Source organism: Methylosinus sp. LW4 (genome assembly GCF_000379125.1).
Taxonomy (GTDB): Bacteria; Pseudomonadota; Alphaproteobacteria; order Rhizobiales; family Beijerinckiaceae; genus Methylosinus.
This window is the reverse complement of record NZ_KB900626.1, coordinates 723,405-737,073: the sequence shown is the minus strand read 5'-3', so window position 1 is coordinate 737,073 and position 13,669 is coordinate 723,405. Positions and strand designations below refer to the sequence as shown.

The window sequence follows — 13,669 nt, the reverse complement described above, 5'->3', positions numbered from 1 at the left end:
GCTTCCGGAGCGAAACCATATTTGGAGCCCGACGCTGCGGCGGCGCCTGCTTCGGACATCGGCGGCCTATGCAGGCGTGCTTCTAGCGGCTGTCGTTCTCGCTTCATTCACGCATGACGACAAGATGCACGCGTTCGCTCTCGGCCTCATGGGACCCGGCTTCGGCTTTCTGATGTGGGCGACGCCCGGCACACCATCCTTCGCGCCTCATCTCGCTCTATGGATCGCCGGCATGGCCGCCTTCGCCGGCGCCGTGGTCTTCTGGTTCGCGACCGGCGCCATCGTCGCGCCGATCCTGATCTGGGTGGCCGAGGCCGTGCTCGCAGCCAATTGCGGCGACGAGCGCGCTTGGCCGACGGCCGTGTGGATCACGCCTGTCGGCATTATCGCCGCGCTCGATGTCGCGCTCGTCCTCGCTGTCGTATCGGGCCAGCATGCGACAGCCGAGCGGCGCCGCGCCAACGCTTATCTCGCAGGCTGCCGCTGTGAGCCGAGCCCTGTCTCGCCGCCGCCCGCGGGGGAGCTTTCGCGCGACGATCTGCGCCGTATGCGCCTCCTCCTCGATCGCGCCTTGCAGCCGATCGACGACTTCGAGGGGTTCGAGTGGATCGATCAATTCCAGACCGCGGCGATCCGCTATCAATCGAATTTCATCTCCTATGCTCTGTCGATCGCGCAGGCCGAGCGGCTTCCGGCCTTTCAGGCCTACCTCTCGAAGGCGCAGGAGAATCTCGTTCTCAAGCAGATGGACCACCGAGTCTGGCGCTATTGGCGGCTCGAAAGCCTCTGGGGAAATCTGCGCGACGACATCGATCCCGTTCCGCGTGACAACATCATGTTCACCGGCTTTCTCGCAACGCAGATCGCGCTCTTCCAGGCAGCGAGCGGAAGCCGACGCTTCGATGCGCCGCGCAGCCTGTCCTTTCGCCATCCGTCTGGACGCGTCTTCACCTATTCCCTGCCGGAGCTCGTCGACGTGCTGGCGGCTGGGTTTCGCCGAGCCGAGCTCGGCCTCCTCGCCTGCGAGCCCAATTGGGTCTACCCACTCTGCAATATGATCTCCGCCTGTTCGATACGCGCCTACGACGCGGGCTCCGGCGGCGCTCATTGGACGAGGATCGCGCCCACATTCCGCGAAAGCCTCGAAAGCGATTTTCTCTGCTGTGATGGGCGGATCGTTCCCTTCGTGTCGAGCGCCGTCGGATTGGCGCCAACCGTGGGCGGCGCGGTCATGCAGTCATTTCCCTGCTTGTTCCTCGACGCGCTCTTTCCTGACATCGCGCGGCGGCAGTGGCTTCTCGCCCGCCGCGAGCTCACGCCGGCACGCCTGCGCCGCGCACTCTGGCCGATCGACGTCGGCAACTATCGTCTCACGCGTGCGTCGAGCTATGCCGCGAGCGCAGCCGCCGCGACCGAGATGGGCGACGAGGATATCGCGACGCATCTGCTCGACGTTCTCGAGCGCGATTGTCCCGAGACGACCTGTGAGGATGTCACTCATCGCCCACGAGCCTCGCTCTGGGCGCATGCCGTCGAATTTCTTGCGCGCGCGGGACGCGAAGGATCATTGCATCGTCTCGTCGTCCAGCAGCCACTCACCGCGCGCGGTCCTTTCATCAGCGAGGCGGCCTATCCGGACATTCTGCCCGCGAGCGCTCATACGAGCGGCGGCGCCCTTCATGCCGTGCTCTATCCCGGCCGCGGCGCCGGCATTCGGATGCTCACCATCGGCGGCCTCGACCCCGGACGTTCTTATTTCGTCCGGGCCTGCGATGAACGGCGGATCATAGCGGATCATTCCGGCGAAATGCGGATCGACATTGCGCTCGAGAACAGAACCGAGCTTCACGTGGCTCCATCCGACTGAGGGAACATCCATGATCTGCTGCGCTCTTATCGCGTTCCTCTTCGCGCCTCTGCTCCTTCTGGCGCGCGCTTGCCGTGGGGCTTCTCGCGATCCTCTCGCTTGGCGGTTCCATGCGCCTATCCGCCCTGCTCTCTCATCGGACGCGCTCTCATGGCGCGCCCGGATGCGGAGCTTTTCTTTCGCCTTCGCCGGCCTCGCCTTCATGTTGCGCACGCAGCCCAATGCATGGGCTCACCTCGTGGCCACGCTGCTGGTCATCTGCGCCGGCCTCCTCCTGCGCGTGAGCCTATCCGATTGGCGCTGGCTGATCGCCGCCATCTCATCCGTCTGGATGGCGGAGGCGATCAACACCGCTATCGAACATGTCTGTGACGTCGTATCGCCTGGGTTCGACCTGTCTGTAAAGCGCGCCAAAGACATCGCCGCCGGCGCCGTCCTCGTAGGCGCGATCGGCGCCGCGGCAATCGGAGCTACAGTCTTTTTGCCCTATCTCGACGGATCGACCATGGTCCGATGAAGCGCCGAGGCTTTTGCGTGACGTCGATCGCCGCCGCCATACACGAAAAGCCCCACAATGATCCTCCGTCGGCTTAGGTCGACGCCTGCGGCGGCCCCTTGACCATGGCTGCATCATGTGGCGCATTTTCCGGCGCGGGCGAAACTCGGGCGGCTTCAGCAGCGGCGGCACGAGCTTTCCCAAATGCAGCGTGGTTAAACCTAGCCCCCTGCCGCAGGAGAGGTGCGCTCGAAGCCGCGGCTGCCTCGTTTCCGCCGCTCACGTTGAGTGACGCGGGCTCGGAGCGACAGTCGGGCTCTTCCGAACCTATGTCGGCAGCGAATAGCGCCGCCGGTGGATCGATTTGCTTTTCATCGCCGCTCAAATCGGCAAATCCACCCGCGCCCACGACAGGCGCGTCGAGGTTCGCATTCGTTTCGCCGTTTGTCTTTTCTGGATCGCCGTTCGGAGCATCAACTCCGGCCCTCTCCAACGAAGCGCCCGCGTGTTCCGCCACGCCGAAGACGGCGCGTAGATCGCTTGACGCGGAGAGCATGTTGTCGGCCGACTTTTCCGATGTCGGCTCTTCGTTCAGCACAATCGCCGATATATCAGGAGGAGCCGCGTCGACGAGCGACGACGAAACTCTCGTATCCTCCAACGGGGCGACATCCTCGATCGTCACACGGTCGCCAAAGCGCCCTCGGAGGATCAACGCCGCGTCACGGCTCACCTTGCCGCACCAAATCCCTTTGCGACCGTTCTTCGTCAAACCATAGGTCCTGAGTTCCTCTTTGACCACAATCGTCGGATTGGTGAGACGATGGATCGTGACGAGACAATGATCCACGCCACCGAAATTCGCCAGCGGCTCGCCGGATCGTGGATCGCCGTCCTCTCGCTGCGCCGGCGCGTGTAATTCGCCGCGCCCGGTCAACGTGGACTCAGAATGCCTCAACTCGCGATCCACGCGACCCAACATCTCGAAAAATGCCTCAGGCGCCGCAGAGAACATCCCGCGCCTCTCGTACATCGCCACGATCAGCGCCTCTTTTTCCCGGCGAAGCATCTGCGCCTTCGTTCGCAGGCGATCTTCCAGAATCTGAATTTGCGCCGCATCGGCGTCCACGCGTTCCTGCTGCTGCTGAATCCCGCGCATCATCGCGCGAATGTCCTTGTCGATTTCATCAAACATGGATGACGGCTCGCTGCGTTCGACACCTACGCACAGAGCATGTCATGACACCACACATCGTTCTACGATAAAGATTCCTGGACATTTTCTGGCGTCATGGCAATGCTCAATATGCAATGTGAATTTTCTCCCAAATTCGGAACGAACGGCCATGGCGATTGCGTATGTACGGGCGCGTCCAATGCGCATGCGGCGGCAGGTAAGCATGAGTGCGCTCGTGTCCTATTGCGGGCGCGGCGCCGTCGTCGACCCACGTTCAAATCACAGCTGGGAGTTCCGAGGCGACGGCTCCGATATGGTGCATGAGGAAGTCGTGCTGCCAATAGGCGCGGCCCCAGATTTATCGACTCCGGCCGCCTTCGCGCTCGCAATCGATTATGCCGAGGCGCGGCGAATGCGCAAAATGGACGGCCGAACCCGCTGGCCTCAGATCTGCTGGACGCTCATTGTCGCACTTCCGCCGGACGACGAATTGACGCTGGACGAAGCGATCGAGGTGACCCGTCGACTGGTCCAACAAGCATGCAGTCCGCATGCGCTTCCCGCACATTTCGCGATCCACGACCCGGCCCAACTCGAAGCGAGCCGCGGATCTCGGAATCGGCACGCCCATGTGTCGGTCGGGCTGCGGGCGAGATTTGAAGGTCCAAAAGTTCGCGATCTCTGGGCCCGTCCGCGCCATGGGCGGAAGCACGGTCTACCGGCGACCTATGTCGCCGAGGGCATTTCCTGGCCCGAGAAGGCCCGCGATCTGCTTATTCACTTCTTTGACGAGCTAGGGCTCGACAATGTCGTCGATCCTCCGGCGCCGGCTCCGGATAGGCATTGGAGCGACCGCGACCTGCTCGGCGACGCCGATAAGGTCGACAATTACCGCCACGCGCAGCGTGCAACGAATCTCGCGCTGATCTATGGTGACGCCTCGATCCTGATCGAGACATTGCTTCGCGGTCGATCCACAATGCGGATCGGCGAAATTCACCGCCTACTGGCGAAATTCGTGGATCGGGAATCGGATCGCACAATCCGGGCGAATGAGATTCTCGCAGATTCGGAAATCGTGACGCTTGGACGCCCGACCCATGATGGCAAGACGACTCCGCGCTTTGCAACCACCCGGCGCATTTTTGATCTGATGTCGGCGGCGAGTGATGCGATAGAGGATGCGAGACACACCGCCGCGATCCGAGTAATAGCCGATGATGACCATACGGCTGTTCTCGAGCAGATTCGCGAGGATCGCACTGAACAAGATGTAATCGTCGTAGGGAACCATCACTCGGAGTGTGAAGAATGCGCGGCGCTCCTGAACGTGAAGCGGCCACAAATCGTGACCGTCGCCAAAGCAATTAACCGCGAGTCGGCTCCCGAGCTAATCGTGGCTCCACGAGCGGAAAACCTCGCGGACCAAGATCTCGCCGCTCTGATCCTCTCCGCCAGCGAGAACCGAATTCGTCTTGTCCTTGGGTTGGACCTCGGCTCACAGGCCGGACATTGTCGAAGCCTCGCCTCCTATATTGTGGATCGCCTCAGCGAGCCGTTGAGCGACGCCCCTAATGACGCTGCATCGTTGGCCAGATCTGGACTGGTGGATCGAGCTCTACGCAAGCTTCGTAACCAGGTCGTCTTCGGCTTCGCCGAGGATCACGCACCGTCTTGGGGAATACATAGTAGCATCGTTTGCGACGATCCTGATCGCTTGCTCCCTCTAATTCGGCGGATTCACGAGACGCGAGCCCTGCTGGATCCACTCCATCATCCACATGTGATCCACGCGGACGGCCGGGAAATCAAATTCGACGTCGATGAGTGGATCGTATTCGAGCGCACACTCTACGGTCCGAAGCCGCCCGAAGTCCGCGCCGGCGGATTCGCGCGCGTTCTTGCCATCGACGAGGAGCGTGGATCGCTCGACGTCGACATACCAGGGCTTGGCGCGCGAACAGTGGATGTCCGGCAGGCACACCCCCGATCCGCTGCGGCGATCCGCATCCGCGAGGCTAAGCAAGCGCCTTCTGAGGTGGAACTGCGCGTCGAGATCACAACGCCCCGCCATGCCTGGGCGGCGATATTGCTCGCGGCGGAACGGGACACGACTCTTTTCGTCGACCCCGCTGTCGCACGAACTCTCGAAGAGCTCGTGGAAGTCGCCCGCAGTTCTCTTCCATACCCTGCGCTACGCTCATTGGCTCCGATGCGCGATCCAGACGCCGAGATGCATGTGACCTTCGAGGACATTCTCGCGAATTCACATAACATCACGTGGCGAGCGGACGACTTCGATGTTTTCCCAGAGCCGGCGAACTATCCAAGACGTCGAGGAGAAGCGTATCGCCCCGCTGTGACGCTAGACGAATTTCCAACGCCGAAACCGGCCCCACGGCATCCGCCTGTCGCCATAGGCTTGCCATCGCTGCATGAACGCATTCGATCTGCGATCGCCTCCGATCCTCATGCGGTCGAGGGTTTGCGTTTCGTACGACGGTCGATTCACGAGACGAATCCCAGTCGCGCTGAAGCGTACGATAAGATCATGAAATTCATCGGATCGGAGAAATCCGTCGCGGCAGCCGTGGTCCGCGCGGAATATAGCGCGTCGACGCGAGCGCGATGCCCCGACTCGCTGGACGATGAGTTCGATCTACCCCAATCGCTGTTGGACGAATTGCCTGCCGCTTCGGAAGAGATCGACATCTTCAGAGCGTGCACCGTGTTGTCGCTCCTCGCACAGCGGATCACACAAGCGCAGATTACGCCGCACATCACTATCGAAAGCGACACGAAGGATCCGCTCTCGTCCAACCCCTACAAATGGAAGAAGTAAACTATAGTTGCAACGCACGAAGATCTCGGCCTATTCTCCATTTTGAAATTATAGACTGGCCAATCTTCCTCGACGCCAGGAGGTCTGATCAATCGAACACAAGGGGTCTGAGGCGTGAATTCGATTGGTTAAGTTAGCGCTTCCGCGGCTGACGTCGGACCTCGCGCCCCCTTGGGGGGATCGCAGGCTTAGCGCCTCACGACAAGCCTCCTTTTTATCGAGAGCCGCCTTTCGATGGCGTCGAATTTCAATGCATGTTCGGATGCGAGCATCGCGCGGACAGGAGGGCATAGCCCCTGCGGGGAAGGTTTCTAGCTAGAGTTTTTTGGCGGCCGAAAAATGTCAAAACCGTGTCTACGCCTAAAACGCCCGCAAATGGCCCTCCTGTGGCTCCGAGGGCGCGGACGATACAAAAGTCCCTTCGGGTGACAGATGGCGTCTATAGGCCAACCAGACGGCTCGGTTTCGAAGAGTGGCCCCCAAAAAACGACCTGGAGCGCAAAAGAAGGTCGCCTGCCGAGCGCGACCTCCCTCCAACGGAGTCGTGTCGCCGACAGGTAGCACGAATTCGCACACGCGATTGGACCCACCGACCTTCGCACGCGTTCACATCGCAGCGCGATCACCACGGTTGTCGTCAATATCGTCGCAGTTAATTGACGCCGGCCCATGTCGCAGCCGCCGCGCCGAACGAAAGGATCGAGCTCATGAGCATGGAGAAGATTCTCCAGAGCGAGCTCGGCTTCGGCGCCGCCCCGCTCGGCAATATGTTTCGCGACATTTCCGAGGAGAAGGCGCGCGCGACTGCGGAGGCCGCCTGGAACGACCGCGTCCGCTACTTCGACACGGCGCCCTTCTATGGCGCCGGCCTCGCGGAGCTGCGCTTGGGCGAGGCCCAGGCAGGCAAGCCGCGCGAGGATTATGTCGTCAGCACCAAAGTGGGCCGAGTTATTCTCGACGAGATCGAGGACGTCGGCGCCCGCGATCTCGGCGAGAAGCGCAGCGTCTTCGCGCACGGCGATCCGAACCGCATCGTCAATGATTATTCGGAGAGCGCGACGCTCGCTGGAAGCAGCCTGAAGCGCGAGGACAGACCATATCGAATTCGTCTTCGTCCATGACGTGGCGCAGGACTTCTATGGCGACGAGTGGCTGGCCATGTTCGAGAGCACACGCCTCGGAGCATTTCGCACGCTCGATCGTCTGCGCGAGGAGGCGTGATCGCGGGACGGGGCCTCGACGTCAATCGCGTCGAGCCGATCGAAATCGTTATGGAGCTCGACGAGCCGCATCCCGACATATTTCTGCTGGCCGGCCGCTACACGCTACTCGACCATGAGAAGGCGCTTCAGCGTGTGATGCCAATGGCGGAGGAGCGCGGTCTGCGCATCATCGTTGGCGGCCCCTACAGCTCGGGCGCGCTGGTGGGCGGCCCCAATTTCGAATATGCGCCGGCGACGCCTGCCGTTCTCGACAAGGTGCCGCGGATCAAGGCGATCGCCAACGAGCACGGCGTCGGCATGAAGGCGGCCGGGCTGCAATTCTCGCTCGCTCATCCAGCGGTCGCGGCGGTGATACCCGGCACGAGCCGTCCGAGCCGAATTGCAGAAGATCGCGCCGCCATGGATGAGATCATTCCGGTCGAGTTTTGGCGCCGTCTGTGCGACGCCGGCCTCATCGACCCCGCCGCGCCCACTCCTGCTGCACGGTGACAGGACTCGCCGGCTCGATCCAAGCCGCGCGCGTCGTTCAATTCTTCGTAGTCGAGCACGAGCCCGACCGGCCGCATGCTCGATCAGCGCGAGATTGCTGCAATCGATGAAGCAGGCCACGAGGAGTTTCGCCAATTTCAAGGCCTTATCGACCTTGCCGAGCAGCAGCGCGCCGGCGTTCGAGGTCGACGTTCCACCATCGAAGCGGGCGTCGCGGCGATCGTATGTCGTTCCGATTTCTCCGGCGCCTCGGGACGCGTTTTTGGAAACGGCTTCCACTGCAACCGGTCGAAACTCCGCGCTCGGTCGAAATCAGACGCATTTTCATAGAGCCGGCTCGGCCCATGCGAGCTCGAGATCGGCTCTGCGCAGCGTCGCGCAGGCGTAGGCGGCGCGCAGCCAGAGGCCGTGCGCATCCGACGCTTCGGCCGACGCCACGCGGTCCATGACGTCGGCCGCCGCATAGAATCCCTCTCGCCTCAACGAGGCGGCCAGCCGAGTCGCAGTTTCTAGGCGGCGTTCGGTCGAGATATTCCCCGCGCTTTCGGCGAAAGCCGCTATGCGCAAGAGCGCGTCGGCCGGCGCCCGTCGCCCGGCTCGGCTTAGCGGCGACAATGAAAATCGTCGTATGCGGGTCTTGCGTCGCACGAGCAGGCCTTTCGCGCGCTCGACCATGCCGATCCGTCGACCCGACTGTTCGGAATCGATGAAATCGAGCGTCGTGATCGTCGCGCCCAGAAGCGACAAGGGCAGAAGACGTATCGCGCCGTCTTCGACGGTCGCCTCGACGACCAATGGGTCGGCTCGTCCCGTCAGGCGTCCGTCGAGCTCTCCATCCGGCCGGCGATCGGCCGGCGCCTCGAGAGCAACGAACCGCCCGTGTCGATCGGACGCCGGCCAATAGCTTCTTTGCCGGAGCTCGTCGAATTCTATTGCATGGATCGCTTTCGGCATAATCACGAGATAGGTCCGCGCGGCACCCGGACGCATCAGTCGTCCTCCGAGCGCGAGACGGCAATGGTCCTGCAAGACGCGCCAATCGTCGAAGGCGACTGGCCACGCCGAAACGACGGAACGCGACGGGCGCCAGGGCCTCGCCTCGTCGACGCGCGCGGCGCTCGCGACCGCAATTCGACCGACGTCGTCGACTTCGGCGTTTCGCAGTATGAAGTCGCATCCGGTCAGGCGACCGAATGTGGCGCCCCACGTCGCGGCGATGCGATAGGCAGTCGCCGCCGCAAACATCGGGTCCATTCCGACGCGCCGGGCATGCGTCGCATGCAGGATTCTCCTCTCGGATGGAGAGTAGAAAACAGCCGTCACGCCACGCGCGGAATCATTCTCCCAGAGCCGGGCGCCGAGCCCGATCAGGCGCAGGCCGGCGACACACGCCTCTGCATCCGCCGGGCCGGCCACGCTGCTGGCGCCGAGAGCGGCGGCATGGGCGGCCGTAGCGGCGAGATCGCACAAGAGCGCGGTCGCGGAATAGGTCGGGTCGCGATTGCGGCCGGCCTCGAGATGGCCGGCGATCATCTGGAGACGGGCCGCCAGAAGCGCCTCGCCGACCGCGCGCGCGACGGTCGACAGCGCCGCGAGATCGGCGTCGAGCGACGCGGATGCGCGCGAGAAGCCGATCGCGAAGACACGCTCGGCGAGCGCCGTGGCATCGGCGAGCAGCGCCCGGCGCGTTTCGACGGCCGTTGAAACGCCACGGGGAAGTTCCGGTTTCGATGCATCCGGCGCGGACTTGCGGCGCGACCGACCAACGATGGGCGCAAGGGTAGTGGGTGCGGCGTCGACAGGAGCCAGCGAGCGGATCAGCAGGGCCGCCGCGATCCTGTGCCGGCAAAGTCGCGGAGACCGGCAGGTGCAGCTCGAACGCTCGACGCCGAGAGCAACGAGCGTGACCGTCTCCCCATCCGCTGTGACGCGCACAGCCGCGTCAGAGGCCTCCGCGATCGCGACCTTCCCCTCGGCTATATCCGCCTCGGCGCGCCGCACGAGGCCGGGAGAGGCGAGGTCCGCCAGCGCCGTCGCGTCGAGCCGCGCGTGAGCGGCGATGATCGCGGCGCTCATCGCATGATCCCGCTCAGCCATTCGGCGAAACGATCCGGCGTCATCGAGGCGATTTTCATCCCCGCGCCGGCGAGCTTCTCGGCGACGTCGCGATTATAGGCGGGGGCCGCGTTCCCATCGAGCGCCGCGATTCCGATCGTCGTCACCCTCGCCGCAGCGAGCCGTTTGACGACGCGCAGCAGGTCCGAAACCGGCCCGCCTTCATCGAAGTCGCTGACGAGCGCCACCACCGTGCGGCTCGGATCCGTCACGAGAGACTCGCAATAAGCGAGCGCGGGCGCGATCAGAGTGCCGCCGCCGAGTTGCACCGAGAACAGCAGCTCGATCGGGTCGGACAGGCGGTCGGTCAAATCGACGATCGAGGTGTCGAACACGATGAAGCGCGTCACGACCGAGGGCATGCCCGACAGAATCGCGGCCATGACCGAAGCGTGGATCAGATTATCCAACATCGAGCCGCTCTGATCGACGGCGAGGATCACCGTCCAGGGCAGCTTTCGCCGCTGACGCGCGGTAAAGACCAATTTTTCAGCGACGAGCACGCCGCGGCCCGGATCGTAATTCTTCAGATTGGCGCGGACGGTGCGCGCAATGTCGAAATTGGCCGCGCTCTTCACCGCGGCGCGCGCATGCCGATTCCGCGCCCCGGAGAGCGCCCGCTCGATCTTCGGCTTCAGCTTTTGGACAAGCTCTTCGACGACACGCGCGACAATTGTCCTGGCGGGCCCGGCGACGCGCGGATCGAGCCGCCCTTTGAAGGCGAGCAGCGCCTTCATCAGATCACGATTGGGCTCGAGCTTCGTCAGCGCTTCCGGATCGGACAAGAGCTCGGCCATTCCGAAGCGATCGAGCGCATGGCCCTGCACCTCCTCGAAAACACTCGCCGGAAACAGCGCGCGCATCTCGCCGATCCAGCACGGCAAGGCGAGCTGCGCGGCGTCGAGCGATCCCGCCGCCCTCTCCCGCCCGGTGGCCCGCAGCCGTCTCTGCATGATTCCGCGCCCATAGACGAACTCCAGCGCGCGGTCGATGCGCCGCTGCTGTTCGGTGAGCGCATCCTGGATGCGGCTCTCGGCCGAGCGGCCGAGCGCCATGCGCCAGCGAATGAGAACGTCGTCAGGGGGCGTCACGGCGAAAGGCCCAGCCATTCGGCGAGGCCGTCGGCGCGCCACTGCGCCGCGACCTCTTCCATCAATTTCTCGTTCTCGGCGCGCTCGGCCTCCGAGATCGCCTCCTCGTCCACGGCGTCACTCTCGGAGACTCCAGGGATCAGCTCGGCCAATCGATCGATCTCAGACGGATCGAGCTCCGAGAAGGCCGACCGCAATTCTGGGAGAACCGCGAGAAAATCCTCCTCTGTGAAGCCCGCGAGATATCGATGAACCGCTGCGATCAGCGGCCGGCTTCCGACGAAGATGCGTGGCTCGGTCGCCAACAGACCGGTCAGCGCCTCGGCTCCACGCGACGGCCGCTCATAGGCGCCAGCGAGGACGGAAGCGATGCGACGCTCGAAGCCTTCTTCGTCCAGCGCGCCGAGAGTGAGCGCGACCGCTCCGATCGATCCGATGAAAAACGGGTCGTCGCCGGAATCGAGCGCTTCCGAGACCGCCTTCGAAAGTATCGCCGGATCGAGTCCGAGCGCCGCCGCCTCCGGTCCGACGACGAAGCCGGCCAGCTCGCCGAGATCGCGCGCGACGGCGAGCGCCGCCTCACGATCCAGCCGCGTGAGCGAAGCGAGATGACGCGTCATGCCGCGATAGGCGATGTCGATGAGACGGCGCAGAGCTGCTGGTTGCTCGCCCGCGCGGGAGTTCGGCAGGCGCATCACGACGAGCAACAGTCGAAAGGCCTCGGCGAGCCGTCCTATGTCGGGACATTCGGCCAGCATGGGCAGCATGGCGTCAGCGACGCAATCGAGCTCGCCTTGGAGGCCGGCCATCGCGGCGGCCAGGAAGAGACGCGCGGCGCGCGCGGCGTCGCGTCCCTCGCCCGCAGTCTCCAAGGCGGCGAGCCGTCTGCGGATTTCCGCCGCGCAGACGGCGAGCAGCCGATCGCCGTCGAGGGAGCGATCGACGAGCGCCGCCTCGACCGCGGGTCCCCACATATAGCTCCATTGCTCATGCAGAAAGCCGGATCGCTGGCGGATGGCGAAATCCGGGCCGGCGAGCCGCTGCGCGAAACCGGCTCCGATCAGCTCCAGCGCATGGAGAAAGCGGCTGGCGGCGGCATGACGCGGCTTGCGATAGATATCCAATTCTTTGGTCGCGGGCGCGACGCGCTCGAGCGAGAAGCCCAGCGCCACTGCGGCGGCGCGCACGGCGGCGACCAGCGGCGGAGCGTGCGCGCCGAGCGGCAGCTCGCCGAGGGCATCGCCAGTGAGCCAGTCCGAAAAGGCGGAGGTGAGCGGGGCGCCGAGTTCGGCGGCGTCCTTCACGCCCGTCGACAGCACCGCATCGATCAGCTCGGAGCGGCCGGGTCCCGGGAGGTTGCGCAAGTCCGCGAGGTGAAAGGCGCATTCGGCCGCTGCGAGCCGCGCCGCGACCGGAAAGGAGAGGCCGCTGTCCGTTTCGGCGAGGCGCCGTGCGAAGCCCTCGAGGCAGCGATGCGTCGTCTCGCGCCAGAGCGCATCCCCGGCGTCCTTCGCCTTCCACAACAAATCGTAGTAGCCAGGCGATGGCAGGCCTGCGCCATAGCCATTGGCCAAGTCGAGCTGCGGAAAGCCGTAGCGGATGAGATAGATCCGCGCCCGCCGGGGCGCGTCTTCGCGCGCGCCGCTCGGCCGCGCGCCGCCCGCTTCGCGGAGCACGGGCGTGTGGAAGCCTCCGGTGACTACGGCGATCCTCGCGCCAGCATGGCGCTCGGCGGCCTCGGCGATTTTTGCGGCCATATGGCGCTCGCGGGCGAGCGTTCCGTCCGCCTCGATATCCTCCGGCCGCGCCAATTCGCGCAAATGGCCGCAATAGGCGTCGAGCGCGCGGAAGAATGCATCCCAATCGCGCTCGCCGAGGCGGCTCTCGAACAGTCGGTCCCAGAGCTCGACGCCATCGCGGGCGCCCGTGCGCTCGCACAAGGCGTCGATATAGTCCGAAACGGTCAAGCGCTCGTCATTGGTCAACAAGTGCGGGCGGTCCGCCGATTTTTGCGCGCGGAGCATCGCCTTCGAGCGCGAGGGAAGATCGATCGCCTCGACCGGAATAGCGAGCTCTTGCGCGATGCGCAGAGCGACCAGCTCCGGCGCATGGTCGCAGAGCGGATAATAGCTGGCGCGGCCCTCGTCTTCCTCGTCGATCGCCTCGCGCTCTGGCAGCGAGACGACGGCGATCGGCGGCTTCACGTCCGGCGCGACGAGGTTCGCGAGAAGAGGCCCGAAATCCTCCGGCGCCTCGAGGAGGATCGCGGCGGGACGCAAGGCCCGCAGCGCCGCCGACAAATGCGCCGCGCAGGCCGGGCTGTGATGCCTTATGGGGAAAAAATCGATCGGCGCGCGCAAGGTCGTCGC

At 64.2% G+C, this 13,669-nt stretch carries 8 protein-coding genes and 1 pseudogene; 5 read left to right on the top strand and 4 right to left on the bottom strand.

Going from position 1 to position 13,669, the window contains the following annotated elements; genetic code table 11:
* Positions 1 to 124: 124 nt before the first annotated feature.
* Together METLW4_RS0103705 and METLW4_RS0103700 are read left to right on the top strand one after the other, a co-directional pair.
* The gene (locus METLW4_RS0103705) at positions 125 to 1,867 is read left to right on the top strand and encodes a linalool dehydratase/isomerase domain-containing protein (RefSeq protein ID WP_157234866.1); all 1,743 of its coding nucleotides are present in this window, start codon (positions 125 to 127) and stop codon (positions 1,865 to 1,867) included.
* 10 nt (positions 1,868 to 1,877) lie between these two features.
* Complete coding sequence (locus tag METLW4_RS0103700; RefSeq protein WP_371212317.1) at positions 1,878 to 2,384, top strand: diacylglycerol kinase family protein; 507 nt, start codon at positions 1,878 to 1,880, stop codon at positions 2,382 to 2,384.
* Between the two features lie 73 nt (positions 2,385 to 2,457).
* Here the strand turns inward: METLW4_RS0103700 and METLW4_RS0103695 are convergent, their stop codons facing one another.
* Entirely contained in the window at positions 2,458 to 3,558 is a 1,101-nt protein-coding gene (locus METLW4_RS0103695; RefSeq protein WP_018264855.1) for a hypothetical protein, read from the bottom strand.
* A 205-nt stretch (positions 3,559 to 3,763) separates the two neighbouring features.
* On the opposite strand from METLW4_RS0103695, the gene METLW4_RS0103690 reads away from it, so the two are divergent.
* From METLW4_RS0103690 to METLW4_RS27600, 3 genes and pseudogenes are all read left to right on the top strand, one after another.
* Positions 3,764 to 6,382 (top strand): MobA/MobL family protein, encoded by a 2,619-nt coding sequence (locus tag METLW4_RS0103690; protein ID WP_157234864.1) that lies wholly within the window; start codon positions 3,764 to 3,766, stop codon positions 6,380 to 6,382.
* A 707-nt stretch (positions 6,383 to 7,089) separates the two neighbouring features.
* Positions 7,090 to 8,094: pseudogene (locus tag METLW4_RS23910) on the top strand (aldo/keto reductase).
* A gap of 75 nt (positions 8,095 to 8,169) precedes the next feature.
* Positions 8,170 to 8,424, top strand: coding sequence for a hypothetical protein (locus METLW4_RS27600; protein ID WP_157234862.1), 255 nt, complete (start codon positions 8,170 to 8,172; stop codon positions 8,422 to 8,424).
* Here the strand turns inward: METLW4_RS27600 and METLW4_RS0103680 are convergent.
* Genes METLW4_RS0103680 through METLW4_RS23905 form a run of 3 tightly spaced genes read right to left on the bottom strand, consistent with a single transcriptional unit; the run spans position 8,419 to position 13,660 of the window.
* Positions 8,419 to 10,170 (bottom strand): SWIM zinc finger family protein, encoded by a 1,752-nt coding sequence (locus tag METLW4_RS0103680; RefSeq protein WP_043331680.1) that lies wholly within the window; start codon positions 10,168 to 10,170, stop codon positions 8,419 to 8,421. The genes METLW4_RS27600 and METLW4_RS0103680 overlap by 6 nt on opposite strands.
* Positions 10,167 to 11,318: a VWA domain-containing protein gene (locus METLW4_RS0103675; protein ID WP_018264852.1), complete on the bottom strand. Its 1,152-nt coding sequence runs from the start codon at positions 11,316 to 11,318 to the stop codon at positions 10,167 to 10,169. The genes METLW4_RS0103680 and METLW4_RS0103675 overlap by 4 nt, the downstream gene beginning before the upstream one ends.
* On the bottom strand, positions 11,297 to 13,660 hold the full coding sequence (locus METLW4_RS23905; protein ID WP_018264851.1) for a DUF5682 family protein: 2,364 nt from the start codon (positions 13,658 to 13,660) through the stop codon (positions 11,297 to 11,299). The genes METLW4_RS0103675 and METLW4_RS23905 overlap by 22 nt, the downstream gene beginning before the upstream one ends.
* Positions 13,661 to 13,669 lie beyond the last annotated feature (9 nt).